The organism is Cupriavidus lacunae, assembly GCF_003353055.1.
GTDB classification, from domain to species: Bacteria; Pseudomonadota; Gammaproteobacteria; order Burkholderiales; family Burkholderiaceae; genus Cupriavidus; species Cupriavidus lacunae.
Genome location: NZ_QKWJ01000068.1, coordinates 23,903 through 39,827 on the forward strand (window position 1 = coordinate 23,903; position 15,925 = coordinate 39,827).

Sequence of the window (15,925 nt, forward strand, 5' to 3'; positions counted from 1 at the left end):
TTGCACCGCGATTCGATCTGCGTTGCACTGCAAGGAAAGACGCGGGTCACCTTATCGCCAGCATTGCAGTCCCCTCTCATGGCCATCGCCGCCGCGAATGAGAAAGCGCACGCTTGTGCACTAATTTGGCGCGTTGTGTCGTCAACCTGAGGCCATTCAACAGGATTCCGCCGGACAGTCTCAAGTCGGGCGCACCCGCTCCGTATACAGCGAGGTGGCAATCCCACACACAAACGCCCCCAACGATTCCTTACGAAGGATCTCCCTGATGTTCACTACCATCCGTGCGCGGATCGTGGCCCTGTGCGTGGCCATCGTCGTCGCCGCGCTCGCCATCAATACGGCACTGAACCAGTTCGTTGCCAACCGCTATAACGAAGACGCCATCGACAGCAGCCTCGCCGCCGTGCAAAGCGGCCACACCAGCGCCATCGTCGACTGGGCGGCCTCGCACAGCCAGATGATCCAGTCGCTGCAGGACGCCGTGCTGCAGCCCGAACCCGACGCCGCGCTCAAACAGATTGCCGACGCCGGCGGCTTCACCAATGTCTACGTCGGCTACGCCGACAAGACCGCGAAGTTCTCCAATCCGCAAGGTATCCCGCCCGGCTACGACCCCACCGGCCGCCCCTGGTACCAGCAGGCCGCCACGGCCGGCAAACCCGTGGTCACGCCGCCCTATGTCGATGCCGGCACCGGCAAGCTGGTGGTGGCCTTTGCCGCGCCGGTGGTGCGCGACGGCGGCGTCAAGGCCGTGGTGTCCGGCGATGTGGCCATGGACACCGTGATCGCCAACGTCAAGGCGATCCGCCCGTCGCCGGCGAGCTTCGGCATGCTGGTGGCAAAGAACGGCGACATCGTCGCGCACACCGATGACAAGCTCACGCTCAAGCCGGTGGCGGACCTTGTGCCTGCGCTGAACGCCGACAAGCTCGCCGCACTGGCCAGTGCGAAGACGCCGCTGGAATTCAAAATCGGCGGCAGCGCCAAGCTGCTCGGGGCACGCGCCATCCCGGGCACCGACTGGATGGTCATCGTCGCCCTGGACAAGGCCGAGGCCACCGCCGGCATGCGCTCCGTGCTGATCGCATCGGTCATCGCACTGGTGCTGATTGCGGGCGTGGCCGCCGCGGTGGTCTGGGGCGTGGCGACGATGTCGCTGCGTGGCCTGTCCACCGTGTGCGACGCCATGGACGCCATCGGCTCCGGCGACGGCGACCTGACCCAGCGCCTGCCCGCCGGCGGCAACGACGAAGTCGCACAGATCGCGCGCGCCTTCAACGCCTTCGCCGACAAGCTCTGCGCCATCATGCGCCAGATCCGCGACGCCAGCGAGTCCGTGCGCGCCGCCTCCGACGAGATCGCCGCCGGCAACATGGACCTGTCGCGCCGCACCGAATCCGCCGCCGCCAGCCTGCAGCAGACCGCGGCCTCGATGGAAGAAATCACCGCGACCGTCGGCCAGTCGGCCAACTCCGCACAGTATGCCAACCAGTCCGTCACCACCGCCTCGCGCGTGGCCGCCGACGGCGGCGTGGTGATCGGCGAAGTGATCAGCACCATGGGCCAGATCGAAACCGCCTCGGTCAAGGTCTCCGACATCATTGGCGTGATCGAAGGCATTGCCTTCCAGACCAACATCCTGGCGCTGAACGCCGCCGTGGAAGCCGCCCGCGCCGGCGACCAGGGCCGCGGCTTCGCCGTGGTGGCCGGCGAAGTGCGCGCCCTGGCCCAGCGCAGCGCCCAGGCCGCCAAGGAGATCAAGACCCTGATCGAATCCACCGTGGGCAGCGTCACCTCCGGCTCCGACCAGGTCCGCCGCGCCGGCGACACCATGCGCGAGATCGTCAGCAACGTGTCAAAGGTGACTGGGATTATTTCCGAGATCACTCACGCGGCCATGGAACAGACCCGCGGTATTCAAGAGGTGAATATGGCGGTAAGCCAACTGGACCAGATGGTGCAGCAGAATGCGGCGCTGGTTGAGCAGTCCACGGCTGCGGCGGCGGCGCTGCAGACGCAGGCTGGGAGTCTGGCTGGGGCGGTGGGGCAGTTCAGGTTGGGGTGAAACTGGCTTGCAAGAATTTCTTCATCGACATCGGCCGTGACGATCAATCGATTTCAATCTGCCAGTCTATATGACGTGCTGCGCCCACCCGCACCTGACTTCTGCAAAACCCCCAACGCCACCAACTCATTGATATCCCGCAACGCCGTGTCCGCCGAGCACTTGGCAATTGCAGCCCACTTGCTGGACGTCAGCTTGCCATCGAAGCCGTCGAGCAGCCGGTTCAGCAGCTTCGTCTGTCGCTCGTTCATCGGCGTCGCGCCCCAGCGTTGCCAGAAGCGCGCTTTCGCCAGGACGGCATCCAGCGTGTGCTGTGCATTCTGCACGGCCCGCAGCAGTGCATCGAGAAACCACGCGAGCCATTCGGTGATGTCCAGCGAGCCCTTCTGCGTGCGCTCCAGGATGTCGTAGTAATCCTTGCGCTCACGCTGGATCTGCGCAGACAGGCTATAGAATCGCTGAGGGCTGCCGTCTGCCCGGGACAAAAGCAAGTCACCGATCGCCCGCGCGATACGGCCATTGCCATCATCGAACGGATGCAACGTGACGAACCACAGATGCGCCAGGCCGGCCTTCAGTACTGGCGCATCTGTCTGGTCCGTGTTGGCCCAATCGATGAATCGCGCGACCTCCGGCTCAAGTCTGTCCGCCGGCGGCGCTTCAAAATGGACGCGCTGGCGCCCATAGGGACCAGACACGACCTGCATTGCGCCCTTGGCATCGTCACGCCATGCAGCAGTTCGTATCTGTGACATGCCGCTATACCCGGTCGGGAAAAGCGCCGCGTGCCAGCCGAACAGCCTTTCCTTGCTGAGCGGCTCATCACAGCGGCCGGTTGCATCCAGCACCATCTCCACGACACCTTCCACATGCCGGTCCACCGGGGCCAGTGCGCCGATGTCTACGCCCAGCCGGCGCGCGAGGGAAGACCGCACTGAATCGGCATTGAGCCGTTCACCCTCGATCTCACTGGTCTTGACCACGTCTTCGGTGAGCGCGGTGAGACTGGCCTCATCCCGCAAGGCCATGCCTACGTCGGCAAGGCGGCCCAGAAGCATGCCTTGGGCGCGTGTCACATCAGCCAGCGGCCGAGCCAACGCTGCCAGGTCGTAGTGGAATAGTGGCCAGTCGGGCGACTGCCAGATGTAGAGCCATTCTCCGCGTTTCATGCGGAGATTATGGCAGCTATCTCCGCAAACGCAAATTGTTCACCGCAAACATTGCGGTGAATGTCACTCCAATCTCCGCACGCACGCCTCAAGAGAATCTTTCGGCATCTACCGGTGGCCACCAGGAGGCCCCGCGTGCTCCCGGCGCCCACCTATCGCCCCCGACGCCGCCGCCAGCAAGATCCGCCTGAACTTCGGGCACTCCATATGGCTTGGCGCCGGGCAAACCGCCGCATGCCGCAGCCCGTCGCGCATTGCCGTCAGCTTGCGGATGGTCCGGTCCAGCTCATCGGCCTTGGCCGCCAGCATCTCCCGATCGATCTGCGGCTGCCCCTGCGGCGAGAACATCTGCGCGATGTCGTCCAGCGAGAAGCCGGCGGCACGCCCCAGCGCGATCAGCGCCAGCCGCTCCAGCACACCCGCATCGAACACGCGCCGCATCCCGCGCCGGCCGATGGATGCAATCAGCCCCTTTTCCTCGTAGTACCGCAGCGTCGATGCCGGCACGCCAGCCTGCTGGGCCACTTCCGCAATATCCAGGCTCTTCACCGCTTGACCTCAAGTCGACTTGAACTGGCAAAGTGTAGCTTCCACGCTAGGGTGGCGTGCAAGGGGATACGGCCATGGGTGAGAAACAACGGATCAGCATCAACGGCGGCGACCAGGCCGCACTGTGGAACGGCCCGTCCGGCCATGCCTGGGTCGAGGAGCAGGCCGTGCTCGACGACATGTTCCGGCCGCTGGAAGACCTGTTTGTCGAAGCGGTTGGCAAGACCTCAGCGCGGCATGTGCTCGACGTCGGCTGCGGCACCGGCAGCACCACGCTTGCGCTGGCGCGCCGGCTCGGTGCACAGGGCCAATGCACTGGCATCGATATTTCCGAGCCGATGCTCGCCACCGCACGGGCCCGTGCGCAACGGGACGGCTCCACTGCGAGCTTTATCCGTGCCGATGCGCAAGACTACGCGTTCGCACCGGCAAGCTTCGACATGATCGTGTCGCGCCTGGGCGTGATGTTCTTCAGCGACCCGGTCGGTGCTTTTGCCAACCTGCGGCAGGCGGCCATGCCGGACGCGACGCTGCATTGCATTGCCTGGCGCAGCGCTGCCGAGAATCCGTTCATGACCACCGCCGAACGCGCGGCGGCACCGCTGCTGTCCAACCTGCCGCCCCGCCAGCCGGGTGCGCCCGGACAGTTCGCCTTCGGCGACAGGGAACGCGTGCTTTCGATCCTGCAGGCCAGCGGATGGCACGAGATCGAAATACAGCCGATCGACATCGCCTGCACGCTGCCGGCGCCCGCGCTGGTGGGCTACCTGTCCCGCCTGGGCCCCGTCGGCCTGGCGCTGCGCGATGCCGATGCCGACACGCGCGCCCGAGTCGTCGACACAGTGCGCGCCGCTTTCGAGCCTTACGTGCATGGCGCAACCGTGCGCTACACCGCGGCTTGCTGGATCATCACTGCGCGGGCAACCGCCGTATCGCAGCGGGCTGGGGAGACTACCCATGCCTGATGCCGCGACGGTGCTTTTGTTCAACGCCATCGCAATTGGCACAGGCGCCACGCTGGCGATGGATGTGTGGGCCATCCTGCGCAAGCAATTGCTCGGCGTGCCCGTGCTGAACTATGGACTGGTGGGCCGCTGGCTCGCCTGGTTGCCGCGCGGACGCTTGTGTCACCGCCCCATCGCCGCCACGCCACCGGTGCGTGGGGAGAACGTGATCGGCTGGATCGCGCACTACGTGATCGGCATCCTGTTCGCAGCCATCCTGCTGGCGCTATGGGGACTTGACTGGGCGCGCCACCCAACGCTGGCACCCGCATTGATCGTCGGCCTCGGCAGCGTGGCCGCACCGTTCCTGGTGATGCAGCCGGCGATGGGCGCGGGCATCGCGGCGAGCCGCACGCCGCGGCCGAATGTGGCGCGGACGCATAGCCTGGTGACGCATGCGGTGTTCGGGCTTGGGCTTTATGTGGCTGGTTGGGTGGTGAGTCTGGTAGCGAGACCGATTTGATCGGCAGGCACAGTGGCAGGCTGCCGTTCCCCGAGCTCGGCAGCGTCAGAGACCACGCACGCCGCGGCATTTGGGGAACGTGGCACAGCCCCAGAACGGCTTGCCAGCGTTCGCGCCCTGTTTGGCGATGCGTTGGATCATTGCTCCGCCGCAGCGAGGGCAGCCGGGTGCAGCCCCCGGCGCCGTTTCAGCTTGCCGCTGCGGCTCCGCGGCGCGCGTCGACGCGTTCGCAGCCGCGGACGGCATTGCAGTCGATTCCCTCGACGCTGCAGCACGGGTACGTTTGATCAGCGCAGTGAGTGCCTCGCCATCGATCAGCGCAATGTTCCGCCCGGACGCGAAGGCCCGCGCATCGGCGGTGAACTGTCCCGATGTGACAACGAATCCTTGCGCCGCACCCTGCGCAGTCATCACGCCATACAGTTCCCGTACCACCGCGACCGGCACCTTGTAGGCGCGCCATTGCTTGCACTGCACAAGCGCCAGCTCGTTGCCCTTTCTGAGCCGCAGGTCGATCCCCCCATCCGCACCGCCGCCACCGGTCTCGGCCACGGCGTAACCGCGCATGCGGAACACCTCTCCCACCAGTTGCTCGAAATCGCGCCAGGTCATCTGACGCAGGGCGTCGCCGGACTGGCCCGCCGCCACGCTGCGCACCAGCACTTGCCGCTTGCGGCGACCCACCCACGAGGCCAGCGCGCCGGCCAACAGCACCAGCGGCACGATGTACTGCCCGTACGTCGACAGCGCCTTGACCATCTGCGACACGACCATTTGACCCATTTGCCTGGGTACAGCGGTGACCTGCGCTTCGGCAATTGCATAGCGGTGCAACACCACGTAGGCAAAAATGGCCGACGCCACGCCCACCCACCATGGCAGTGCCGCGGCAATACCATACAGATCGTCGAAGACGCTCGAGTGCTTCCTGCGACCCATGGCGACCCCCTTTTCCTCTTGTGCTTGTCAGAGAGAAGGATGCCGTGCGGAAGCAGCCATGTCGTCCCCGCGCTCGCGGGGGACGACGGGGAAGGAAGGGAAGAATCAGCCGAAGAGTGAGCGCAGCCGTCGCGCCGGACATCACTCCGGCAACGGATACTTCCTCGCATTCATCTCCATCTTGGCCCGGATCGCCGCATCCAGATCCACGCCCAGCGCCGTCACCAGCTGCGCCAGGTAGATGGTGATATCGGCAAGTTCCTGCTCCACATGCTCGCGCTCGCCAGTGGACATGATGGCGCGCGATTCCGCATCGGTCTGCCACTGGAAGATCTCGACCAGCTCGGACACCTCCACGCTCAGCGCCATCGCGAGATTCTTGGGGCTGTGGTACTTGCCCCAGTTACGGGCCTTGCCGAAGTCTTGGGCGGCTTGCTGGAGGTTCTTGATGTCGATCAGGGGCATGGCGGTGTGGCGATAGCGTTTCACTGCGCCCCGGCATGGGCCGGCGCAAAACGCTGATTTAAGCACGACCCGGCCGCCCTCGACACCCGGGCCGCCTGAGGCTTACCCTTCGCTTGTGCATCCACCGTCGCAACGGAGGTTCCCCATGCGCCCGACTCCCGGCCTGGCGATTGCCACCCTGGCCGGCATGCTCGCCTACCTGGCCATCGCCATCGCAGGGTGGGGCGGCATCAGCCCGTTCTTCGCGCACCCCGCGCGCGTGGCCCTGACCCTGGTCCTGTTCGCCTTGTCCATCGCCGCACTCTTCTCCGGTGGCAATATCAGCAGCGGCATGCGCGAGGACCGTGGCAACCGTTGGGTGCTGGCCGTGTTTGGCGTGCTTGGCCTGCTGGCCGCATACCTGCCGCCCTTCACCGACCGCATCGGCTACTGGACCCTCGATGGCAACACCATGCGCTGGATCGGCGTGGCGCTGTTCGCCGGCGGCGGCGTGCTGCGGCTTTGGCCGGTGTTTGTGCTGGGGCGGCGCTTCAGCGGGCTGGTGGCGATCCAGCCGGGGCATACGCTGGTGACCACAGGGATCTATGGCGTGATACGGCACCCCAGCTACCTCGGCTTCCTGGTCAGTTCGCTGGGATGGGTACTCGCCTTCCGCTCCGGTGTAGGCGTGGTGCTGACGCTGCTGATGGTACCGGTGCTGCTGGCGCGCATCCGGGCGGAAGAAGCGCTGCTGCGCGACCAGTTTGGTGAGGAGTACGCCTCGTACTGCGCCAGGACCTGGCGGATGCTGCCGGGCATCTACTGATCGCGGCGCAGCGGCGCGCCGCGCACTTGGCTGATCAATCTGCCAGGCACCAAGGGTTATCCCTAGTCGATCATTCCCATTTTCCGGGACTCGTGGTTTTGATTTCCGGGAATCAGGTCCTATTCTTGGACCCTATGCTGAATGCCGTCGACAACCCCACCGCCGTGAAACCCGCGACCTCCGCGCCTGCCGAACCCGGCCAGCCCGCGGGCGGTGCCGATCGCGTGTTGTTCGTGCTGGCGGCGCTGGCGCAACACGGCGCGCCGATCACGGTGCGTGAGCTGGTTGCCAAGACCAGCCTGCCCAAGAGCACGCTCTACCGGCAACTGATGATGCTCAAGCGCTGGGGCTTTGTGCTGGAGTCCGACGGCGAATACGCGCCGGGCCCGATCAGCCTGCAACTGGCGCTCGGCTTTGACATGGCCTCGCACCTGGCGCGCGAAGCCTTGCCCGACATGCAACTGCTGGCGCAGCAGTCCGATGAAAGCGTGGGTCTGGTCGTCGCCGTCAAGGATCACGCGGTGTGCCTGGAGATGGTGGAGAGCCGCCAGTCGCTGCGCTGCTCGTTCGAGAAGGGCCGCGGCGTGCCGCTGCGCGCCGGTGCGTCGGCCAAGTCGCTGCTGGCGTTCATGCGCGACGAAGCACGCGAGCGCCTGGTCCGTGCCCAGTGCGAGCCAGGCGAAGCCGAACGGCTGCTGGCCGAGCTTGCCGCCATTCGCGAGACCGGCTACGCCGTCAGCGAGGGCGAGGTGGATCCGGGCGTGTGGGGCGTGAGCGCGCCGCTCTTCTCGCGGCGCAGCAAGGCCGATGCGCTCGGCTCCATCACGCTGATGGTGCCGGCCACACGGCGGCAAGGGCGCGAGACCGCACTGATCGACATGACCGTGGCCGCGGCGATGCGGATTTCCGCCCGGCTGCAATCTTACTGAACATAAAGCAAACCATTACCACCGCCGTCGGCAGACCCATGCGACGGCAGACCCCTCGTTCCCGAGAATAGGAGACCTCCATGAACCTTCGCCGCAAATGCCTGATGGCCGGACTGGCAACCCTGACCGCCCTGACCCTCGGCACCGCCGCGCACGCGCAGGACAATGCCGTGCTGCGCGTGGCCACCGACGCCACCTTCCCGCCGATGGAATTTGTCGAGAACGGCAAGCGCACCGGCTTTGACGTAGAGCTGGTGGAAGCCATGGCCAAGACGATGGGCAAGCGGGTCGAATGGACCGACATCGACTTCAAGGGCCTGATCCCCGGGCTGATCTCGCGCCGCTTCGACATGGCCGTGTCCGGCATCTACATCACCCCCGAGCGCCGCAAGGTGGTGGACTTCACCGAGCCGTACTACATCGGCGGCCTGGTGGCGCTGGTCAAGAGCGGCAACACCACCATCCACGCCCCGGCCGACCTGAACGGCAAGAAGGTCAGCGTGCAGGTGGGGACCAAGTCCGTCAACTTCCTGCGCGACACGTATCCGCAGGTGCAGCGTGTGGAAGTGGAGAAGAACCAGGAAATGTTCAACCTCGTCGAGATCGGCCGCGCCGATGCCGCCGTAACCGGCAAGCCGGCCGCGATGCAGTACGCCAAGACCCGCGGCGGCCTGCGCATGGTGGAGCAGCCGCTGACCACCGAGGAATACGGCATGGCCGTGCGCAAGGACACGCCCGAGCTGACCCGCGCCCTGAATGCCGCACTCGCCAAAGTGAAGGCCGATGGCACCTACGCCAAGCTGACCCAGAAATGGTTCGGCGCGGCCGCCAAGTAAGCCGCGCGGATCATCATCATGGAATTGGATTTTTCTCCTGTTTTTGCCGGCTGGCCTGACATCCTCCACGGCGCCATCGTCACCGTGGAGGTGACGGCCTGCGCGCTGGTGCTGGGCTGCGTCATGGGCCTCCTGGTCGGTATCGGCCGGCTGGACCCGAGGCGCCGCTTCATCTACGGCATCTGCACCGCCTACGTGACCTTTATCCGCGGCACGCCGTTGCTGGTGCAGCTGTTCCTGCTGTTCTTCGGGCTGCCGCAGTTCAACATCCTGCTGCCGGCCTTTGTGTGCGGCGTGATCGGGCTGGGCATCTATTCCGGCGCGTACGTGTCGGAAATCGTGCGCGGCGCCATCCAGTCCGTCGACAAGGGCCAGATGGAAGCCGCCCGCTCGATCGGCATGTCTTCGGGCCAGGCCATGCGCGCAGTGATCCTGCCGCAGGCCATCGTGCGCATGATTCCGCCGCTGGGCAACGAGTTCATTGCCCTCATCAAGAACTCGGCGCTGGTGTCGCTGCTGACCATTGCCGACCTGATGCACGAGGGCCAGAAGATCATCAGCGTGTCGTACCGGTCGCTGGAAGTCTATCTGGCGATCGCGCTGGTTTATCTGATCCTGACAAGCGCGGCCGGGCTGATCCTGCAGCGCGCTGAACAAAGGCTGCGCATGGGAGGCATGGTGCAATGAGCGATTCCGCAATCATCCGGATCCGGAACCTGGGCAAATCGTTCGGCGGCCATTCCGTCTTGCGCGGTATCGACTTCGATGTGGAGCCGTCGCAGGTCGTAGTCGTGATCGGCCCCAGCGGCTCGGGCAAGAGCACCTTCCTGCGCTGCTGCAACGGCTTGGAACAACCGGAGGCCGGCACCATCGATATCGTCGGCAAGCGGCTGGTGACCGACGGCCAGCCGATCGGCGAGCACGAGCTGAACCAGCTGCGCACGGAAGTGGGCATGGTGTTCCAGTCGTTCAACCTGTTCCCGCACCTGTCGGTGCTGCACAACGTCACGGTGGGCCCGCGCATGCTGCGCGGCGCCTCGCGCGAGGAAGCCGAGCGCAAGGCGATGAGCCTGCTTGAGAAGGTTGGCCTTGCGCACAAGGCCCACGCCATGCCCGCCAGCCTGTCGGGCGGCCAGAAGCAGCGCGTGGCCATTGCCCGCGCACTGGCCATGGAGCCGCGCGTGATGCTGTTCGACGAGCCGACCTCCGCGCTTGACCCCGAACTGGTGGGCGAGGTGCTGCAGGTGATGAAGGTGCTGGCCGCCGAAGGCATGACCATGGTCGTGGTCACCCATGAAATGGGCTTTGCCCGCGAAGTGGCCGATGTGGTGGTCGTCATGGATGGCGGCGGCATCATCGAGGCCGGGCCGCCGTCGGTCATTTTCTCGGCGCCGACGCAGGAACGCACGCGTGGCTTCCTGCAGGCCGTACTGACGCGAGCGTGAGGATGGCTGTGACCCAGAATCCCTGGCAGGGTCGTGTCGACAACGGCGAGCGTGGCGACACCACGCGCCTGTTCCGCATCGTGCAAGCGCTGGAAACGGCAGACGTGACGCCCCTCGGCGGCGCACCGGTATTGCTCGGCTTCCGTTGCGACGCCGGCGTGCTGCGCAACCAGGGCCGCCCCGGTGCCGCGCACGGCCCGGACGCCATCCGCCAGGCGCTGGCCAACGTGCCGGCGCACGGGCTGCCCGCGCTATACGACGCCGGCAATATCAGCTGCGAGGACGGCGACCTGGAGTCGGCCCAGCTGGCGCTGGCGGGCACCGTGCGCGACGTGCTGGCGCGCGGCGGCCTCCCGCTGGTGCTGGGCGGCGGCCACGAAGTGGCCTGGGGCACATGGCAAGGCCTGCGCGCGCATCTGGATGCGCAGGACGATGGCGGGCGCGTTCTCATCATCAATATCGACGCCCACTTCGACCTGCGCACCAGCCGGCCCGCAAGCTCCGGCACGCCGTTCGACCAGATCGCCAATGCCTGCGCCGAGCGCGGGCAGCCGTTCGACTATGTCTGCCTGGGCGTCAGCCGCCTCAGCAACACGCCGGCGCTCTTCAGCCGCGCCGACGAATTGGGCGTCTGCTACGTGGAAGACGTGGAAATGCAGGAGCGCCACCTGGCATCGCGCCTCGCCGAACTGGCGGCGCGCATCGATGCCACGGATCACCTGTACCTGACCATCGACCTCGACGCCCTGCCGGCGGCCGTCATGCCGGGCGTGTCGGCACCTGCCGCCTATGGCGTGCCATTGCCGGTGGTGGAGGAAGTGGCCATGCTTGCCCGCCGCAGCGGCAAGCTGCGCGCGGCCGACCTGGCCGAGTACAACCCGCAGTACGACCGCGACCACCTGGGCGCGCGCGTGGCTGCGCGGTTGGCCTGGCGCCTGTTCGGCTGACAGGCAGGTCACGCCCCCGGCCGCCCGGCCGCCCCGCAGTTGGCAGCCGCAGCGCCCGGCTATAGTATTGCCCTTCGCTGTATTTAGCGATTCTGATCAGAATTGATAAAGCAAGGCGAGGGCAGTCCTGCGCCGGCGCGGCCGTCTTGCCGTGCCCCCGGGCCGCCCGTCGCCGCTTACGGGCGGAAGGGTCTGCGTGATCGAACAAATCGTCATCGTCGGCTTTGGCTGCATCGGCCAGGCCGTGCTGCCGCTGCTGGAGCGAGCCTGGCCGCGGGCAGCGATAACCGTGGTGGACCGCATGCTGGACGGCGCCCGCCGGCAACTGGCCGCCAGGCACGGGCTGGACGCAATTGAGTCCACCATCACGGTCGACAACTTTGAAACCATGCTGGGCCCGCTGCTGCAGCCCGGCGCCTTCCTGCTGAACCTAGCACCCTCTGTCTGCAGCCGCGACCTGATCGCACTGGCGCAGGCGCGCGGTGCGTTCTATGTCGATGCCGGCATCGAGCCCTGGGACTACGAGGCCGACCCGCAAGCCTCGCACCTGAGCAACTACGCACTGCGCCACGAGATGCTGGCCTTCGCCCGCGGCCGTGAGGCGCAGCCGACCGCGCTGGTGGCGCATGGCGCCAATCCCGGGTTGGTATCGGTACTGGTCAAGGCCGCACTGATGGCATTGGCCAGCAATGTCGGCCTGAATCGGCCCGAGCCCGAGGACCGCGCCGGCTGGGCCGCACTGGCACGCGCGCTGGACGTGCGCGTGATCCAGATCGCCGAGTACGACAGTCAGCAGGCCCCCGGCTACCCGCGCGACGGCGAGTTTGCCAACACCTGGTCGGCCGAAGGCTTTATCACCGAATGCCTGCAGGACGCCGAACTCGGCTGGGGCAGCCATGAGCCCGCGCTGCCGCCCGATGGCTATCGCCACGGCTACGGCAGCGGCGCGGCGATCGCGCTGGACCGGCCCGGCCATCGTACACGCGTTCGGTCGTGGTCGCCGGTGCATGGCCCCTTCGATGCGTACCTGATCACGCACAACGAATCGATCTCGATCGCCGAATACCTGACCGACCAGCCTGCCGGCCAGCCGCTGTATCGCCCCACCGTCTACTACGCCTACCGCCCGACATCCGCCACGCAGACCTCGATGCAATGGCTGGACGCCCGCGCCGCCCCGCGCGTGCGCGGCGAACGCATCCTGCGCGACGAGATCCAGTGCGGCGAGGATGAACTCGGCGTGCTGCTGATGAGCGGCCGTCACGGCGCGGTCTGGTACGGATCACGCCTGCCCACGCAGCGCGCGCGTTCGCTGGCGCCGTACAACACCGCCACCAGCCTGCAGGTGGCATCGAGCCTGGTCGCCGGCATGCAGTGGATGCTGGCCAACCCGGCACGTGGCGTGGTGGAATCCGATGTGCTCGACTTCCGCCCTGTTCTGGCCGATGCCGCGCACTGGTGGGCCCCGCTCAGCGTGCAGTTCACCGACTGGCTGCCGCGGCCGGGAGCCGGCGCGCTGGCCTTCACCGACTTCCTGCTGGACGATGCCATGGCCCAGCCCGATCCAACGCCACTATCGCTCGCCTGCTGATGCAACGCATCCCCCAGACCCCGCGCCCCAACTGGCCGCGCGAACTTGAGAAGGTCGGCTTCCACTTCCATTCGCTGGACGAGTTCAACGTCCCGCGCGAAGTCGATGACAACACCTTCTTCTACTGGCGCGAAGACGCCGCCTACGCCTTCAGCAAGCAAGAGGTGGAAACGCTCTACGCTGCCGCGTACGACCTGAACCAGCGCTGCCTGGAAGCCGTGCAGCACGTGATCGACCACGACCTGTTCGCGCGCCTGGCGATCGACAAGGACTTCGCGCAACTGATCCGCACCTCCTGGGACCGCGACGAGCCCACGCTGTTCGGCCGTTTCGACATGACGCTGGACGAACACGGCGTACCCAGGATGTACGAGTTCAACGCCGACACCCCGACCTCGCTGATCGAATCCGCCGTGGCGCAGTGGTACTGGAAAGACACCGTGCAGCCCCAGGCCGACCAGTTCAACAGCCTGCACGACGCGCTGGTGGCACGCTGGCGATGGCTGCGCAACCACTACCGCAACGCCAGCCTGCTGCACCTGGCGTGCATGTTCGACAGCCAGGAAGACATCTGCAACACCGAGTATCTGATGGACACCGCGCTGCAGGCCGGCTGGTCCGTCAAGCTGGTCGACCTGCAAGACATCGGCACCGACGGCCGCGGCAACTTCTACGACGCCGACAACGTGCCGATGGAGGTTGTCTTCAAGCTCTACCCGTGGGAATGGATGGCCACCTCCGACTACCGCGACCAGCTGGCGCACAGCCCCGTGCGCTGGGTCGAGCCGCCGTGGAAGGCCGTGCTGTCCAACAAGGCCATCCTGCCGATCCTGTGGGAGCTCTTTCCCGGCCACCCGAACCTGCTGGAAGCCAGCTTCGACCCCAGCCGCTTCGTCGGCGAGCCGCACGCCAAAAAGCCCTTCCTGTCACGCGAGGGCGAGAGCGTGACCCTGGCCACCCCGGAAGGCGGCCACGTCCACAACCCCGGCGAATACGGCGCCGAAGGCTTCATCTACCAGGCCTACGCCCCGGCGCGGCGCTTTGACGAGCGCTACACCACGCTGGGCGTATGGATCGTGGACGACGTGCCCAGCGGCCTGTGCGTGCGCGAAGAATCCGGGCCCATCGCCAAGAACACCAGCTTCTTCGTTCCACACTACTTCCTGAACGAGTAAGGACCGATGGCAAAGCAGAACAACAACGGCCGCAAGCCGTCGAAGTACGACAGCCCGTACCAGCCCAGGTCAAAGGGATCGCCCCGGTCCGCGTGGCAGCCGCAGCCGGGCGAACAGAAACGCAGCTCGCCCACGCTATGGATCGTCGGCGCCTGCGCCGTAGTGGCCGGCGTGGCGGCACTCGGCTCCTGCAGCGACGACGCCGACGACGATCCCGGCGTGACCGTACGCCGCGCCAGCTACGCCACGCTGGAAGACTGCGAAGCCGACTGGAACGCCCCCGACGATTGCGAAAGCGTGCCGGCCGACGACACCAGCACCATCTACAGTTCCAGCCTGGCCGCATCCGCCAGCGACGCCGCCGCCAGCAGCCATGGCAGCAGCGGCACGCACTACTACGCACACTGGTACGGCCCGTACTACACCTCCAGCGGCACCGTCTATCACCCCAACGGCACCCAGACCCAGCGCGACATGTCCGCCGGCCCGCTGCGCCCCATGAACGTCTACGACAGCACCGGCACGCGCACGCAATCCTTCACCAGCGCCACCCCGCACGCCACGATGGTCGAAGAAGCCACCGTCCGCCGCAGCTCCCTTAGCGGCGGTCGCTCCATGGGCCTGTCCATGCGCGCCGCAGCCGTGTCGCGCGCACCGGTGGTATCGCGCGGCGGCTTCGCCAGCCGCTTCGGCAGCTCCGGACGCTCAGGCGGCGGCTGAGTGCCGCTTGCTGAATGCCATGTCGTACTCACATCCCTGACAACTGACAACGAATCCAACCGATGGTCAATATCATGCACCCGGCGCTTGCCTACCTGATCTACATCGCCACCAGCTTTGCCATGCTGGGGCTGTTCATGCTGGTCTATACGCGGGTGACGCCGCATCGTGAGTTCCAATTGATCCGCGAGGGGAATGTTGCGGCGGCGTTGTCGCTGGGCGGGGCGGTGCTGGGGTTCTCGCTGACGTTGTCGTCGAGCATTCAGCACAACGCTACGTTCGGGATGTTTTTGTTGTGGGCGTTTGGGGCGTTTGCGGTGCAGGTGTTGGCTTATCTGGTGGTGGCGCGGGTGATGGGGGGTGTTAGTGAGGCGATTTCCAGCGATAACAGGGGGGTTGGGGCGGTGATGGGGGTGATTTCGTTGGCGGTGGGGGTGGTTAATGCGGCTTGTTTGACTTGAGGTTGCTTGCGCCCACGGATCGCGAAGCGCCGCTAGCCATCGCCTGAATGGCCCAATGCCCGATCGCCCGCATCAAGACGGCCTGGTCATTCGACTTGCCACGCAAGCTCCAGACGGCGTTACGCGTATTGCAGTCCATCTGGGGGGGCGTGATCAGCCTAGGACCAAGCCGATGCGAATTTGCGGCAGGGGGGGTGTCAGGATTTTTGTGTGCAAGGCTAAAGGCCTGCCTGCCGGGCAGGCAGGCCTTTGATCCTATCTCAGTGATGGGGTTGTGTGAAGCGATCCTCGTAGAGGATCGCGAACTGGTTCATGGCCGCTTTCCAGTCGTGCGTGGCGCTGCCCCACTTGCAGGTGAT

Annotated in this window: 17 protein-coding genes; 13 read left to right on the forward strand and 4 right to left on the reverse strand. The window is 66.1% G+C overall.

The features are described from left to right. Nucleotides 1-268: 268 nt before the first annotated feature. Nucleotides 269-2,068 (forward strand): methyl-accepting chemotaxis protein, encoded by a 1,800-nt coding sequence (locus tag DN412_RS32600; protein WP_115215346.1) that lies wholly within the window; start codon nt 269-271, stop codon nt 2,066-2,068. Nucleotides 2,069-2,121: 53 nt separating this feature from the next. Here the strand turns inward: DN412_RS32600 and DN412_RS32605 are convergent, their stop codons facing one another. After that, nucleotides 2,122-3,237 carry a Fic family protein gene (locus DN412_RS32605; protein WP_115215347.1) on the reverse strand — a complete coding sequence of 372 codons (1,116 nt, stop codon included), beginning with the start codon at nt 3,235-3,237 and terminating at the stop codon, nt 2,122-2,124. Nucleotides 3,238-3,345: 108 nt separating this feature from the next. Next, nucleotides 3,346-3,786, reverse strand: a complete 441-nt coding sequence (locus tag DN412_RS32610) for a helix-turn-helix domain-containing protein (RefSeq protein WP_115215348.1) — start codon at nt 3,784-3,786, stop codon at nt 3,346-3,348. A gap of 74 nt (nt 3,787-3,860) precedes the next feature. Between DN412_RS32610 and DN412_RS32615 the strand changes: the two genes are divergently transcribed. Continuing rightward, entirely contained in the window at nt 3,861-4,751 is an 891-nt protein-coding gene (locus DN412_RS32615; RefSeq protein ID WP_115215349.1) for a class I SAM-dependent methyltransferase, read from the forward strand. After that, nucleotides 4,744-5,253, forward strand: coding sequence for a DUF2938 domain-containing protein (locus DN412_RS32620; protein WP_115215350.1), 510 nt, complete (start codon nt 4,744-4,746; stop codon nt 5,251-5,253). Before DN412_RS32615 ends, DN412_RS32620 begins: the two co-directional genes overlap by 8 nt. Nucleotides 5,254-5,298: 45 nt before the next feature. On the opposite strand, the gene DN412_RS32625 is transcribed toward DN412_RS32620, so the two are convergent. Both DN412_RS32625 and DN412_RS32630 read right to left on the reverse strand, forming a co-directional pair. Then, nucleotides 5,299-6,192: a restriction endonuclease gene (locus DN412_RS32625; RefSeq protein ID WP_115215351.1), complete on the reverse strand. Its 894-nt coding sequence runs from the start codon at nt 6,190-6,192 to the stop codon at nt 5,299-5,301. Between the two features lie 141 nt (nt 6,193-6,333). Next, nucleotides 6,334-6,657 carry a nucleotide pyrophosphohydrolase gene (locus DN412_RS32630; RefSeq protein ID WP_115215352.1) on the reverse strand — a complete coding sequence of 108 codons (324 nt, stop codon included), beginning with the start codon at nt 6,655-6,657 and terminating at the stop codon, nt 6,334-6,336. Between the two features lie 145 nt (nt 6,658-6,802). Between DN412_RS32630 and DN412_RS32635 the strand changes: the two genes are divergently transcribed. The 10 genes from DN412_RS32635 to DN412_RS32680 all read left to right on the forward strand — a co-directional run bounded on the left by DN412_RS32635 (nt 6,803) and on the right by DN412_RS32680 (nt 15,566). Continuing rightward, entirely contained in the window at nt 6,803-7,462 is a 660-nt protein-coding gene (locus tag DN412_RS32635; protein WP_115215353.1) for a methyltransferase family protein, read from the forward strand. A gap of 134 nt (nt 7,463-7,596) precedes the next feature. Continuing rightward, on the forward strand, nt 7,597-8,391 hold the full coding sequence (locus DN412_RS32640) for an IclR family transcriptional regulator (RefSeq protein ID WP_115215354.1): 795 nt from the start codon (nt 7,597-7,599) through the stop codon (nt 8,389-8,391). Nucleotides 8,392-8,471: 80 nt separating this feature from the next. Beyond that, the gene (locus DN412_RS32645) at nt 8,472-9,227 is read left to right on the forward strand and encodes a glutamine ABC transporter substrate-binding protein (protein ID WP_115215355.1); all 756 of its coding nucleotides are present in this window, start codon (nt 8,472-8,474) and stop codon (nt 9,225-9,227) included. 18 nt (nt 9,228-9,245) lie between these two features. Further along, nucleotides 9,246-9,914, forward strand: coding sequence for an amino acid ABC transporter permease (locus DN412_RS32650; protein WP_115215356.1), 669 nt, complete (start codon nt 9,246-9,248; stop codon nt 9,912-9,914). After that, nucleotides 9,911-10,672, forward strand: a complete 762-nt coding sequence (locus DN412_RS32655; protein ID WP_115215357.1) for an amino acid ABC transporter ATP-binding protein — start codon at nt 9,911-9,913, stop codon at nt 10,670-10,672. Before DN412_RS32650 ends, DN412_RS32655 begins: the two co-directional genes overlap by 4 nt. A 2-nt stretch (nt 10,673-10,674) precedes the next feature. Further along, complete coding sequence (gene hutG / locus DN412_RS32660; protein ID WP_115215358.1) at nt 10,675-11,619, forward strand: formimidoylglutamase; 945 nt, start codon at nt 10,675-10,677, stop codon at nt 11,617-11,619. Between the two features lie 196 nt (nt 11,620-11,815). Then, on the forward strand, nt 11,816-13,210 hold the full coding sequence (locus tag DN412_RS32665; RefSeq protein ID WP_115215359.1) for a saccharopine dehydrogenase NADP-binding domain-containing protein: 1,395 nt from the start codon (nt 11,816-11,818) through the stop codon (nt 13,208-13,210). Continuing rightward, nucleotides 13,210-14,385, forward strand: a complete 1,176-nt coding sequence (locus DN412_RS32670) for a glutathionylspermidine synthase family protein (protein ID WP_115215360.1) — start codon at nt 13,210-13,212, stop codon at nt 14,383-14,385. The genes DN412_RS32665 and DN412_RS32670 overlap by 1 nt, the downstream gene beginning before the upstream one ends. Before the next feature lie 6 nt (nt 14,386-14,391). Continuing rightward, nucleotides 14,392-15,105 (forward strand): hypothetical protein, encoded by a 714-nt coding sequence (locus DN412_RS32675; RefSeq protein WP_115215361.1) that lies wholly within the window; start codon nt 14,392-14,394, stop codon nt 15,103-15,105. A gap of 62 nt (nt 15,106-15,167) precedes the next feature. Next, a complete protein-coding gene (locus DN412_RS32680) occupies nt 15,168-15,566 on the forward strand; it encodes a DUF350 domain-containing protein (protein ID WP_115215362.1) in 399 nt (132 codons plus the stop codon). Nucleotides 15,567-15,925 lie beyond the last annotated feature (359 nt).

Bases quoted from the DNA above. Each gene is read 5' to 3' on its own strand.
- DN412_RS32675 (WP_115215361.1), top strand. From the start codon at position 14,392: ATGGCAAAGCAGAACAACAACGGCCGCAAGCCGTCGAAGTACGACAGC.
- hutG (WP_115215358.1), top strand. From the start codon at position 10,675: ATGGCTGTGACCCAGAATCCCTGGCAGGGTCGTGTCGACAACGGCGAG.
- DN412_RS32615 (WP_115215349.1), top strand. From the start codon at position 3,861: ATGGGTGAGAAACAACGGATCAGCATCAACGGCGGCGACCAGGCCGCA.
- DN412_RS32645 (WP_115215355.1), top strand. From the start codon at position 8,472: ATGAACCTTCGCCGCAAATGCCTGATGGCCGGACTGGCAACCCTGACC.
- DN412_RS32650 (WP_115215356.1), top strand. From the start codon at position 9,246: ATGGAATTGGATTTTTCTCCTGTTTTTGCCGGCTGGCCTGACATCCTC.
- DN412_RS32640 (WP_115215354.1), top strand. From the start codon at position 7,597: ATGCTGAATGCCGTCGACAACCCCACCGCCGTGAAACCCGCGACCTCC.
- DN412_RS32655 (WP_115215357.1), top strand. From the start codon at position 9,911: ATGAGCGATTCCGCAATCATCCGGATCCGGAACCTGGGCAAATCGTTC.
- DN412_RS32600 (WP_115215346.1), top strand. From the start codon at position 269: ATGTTCACTACCATCCGTGCGCGGATCGTGGCCCTGTGCGTGGCCATC.
- DN412_RS32620 (WP_115215350.1), top strand. From the start codon at position 4,744: ATGCCTGATGCCGCGACGGTGCTTTTGTTCAACGCCATCGCAATTGGC.
- DN412_RS32605 (WP_115215347.1), bottom strand. From the start codon at position 3,237: ATGAAACGCGGAGAATGGCTCTACATCTGGCAGTCGCCCGACTGGCCA.
- DN412_RS32680 (WP_115215362.1), top strand. From the start codon at position 15,168: ATGGTCAATATCATGCACCCGGCGCTTGCCTACCTGATCTACATCGCC.
- DN412_RS32635 (WP_115215353.1), top strand. From the start codon at position 6,803: ATGCGCCCGACTCCCGGCCTGGCGATTGCCACCCTGGCCGGCATGCTC.
- DN412_RS32670 (WP_115215360.1), top strand. From the start codon at position 13,210: ATGCAACGCATCCCCCAGACCCCGCGCCCCAACTGGCCGCGCGAACTT.
- DN412_RS32630 (WP_115215352.1), bottom strand. From the start codon at position 6,657: ATGCCCCTGATCGACATCAAGAACCTCCAGCAAGCCGCCCAAGACTTC.
- DN412_RS32625 (WP_115215351.1), bottom strand. From the start codon at position 6,192: ATGGGTCGCAGGAAGCACTCGAGCGTCTTCGACGATCTGTATGGTATT.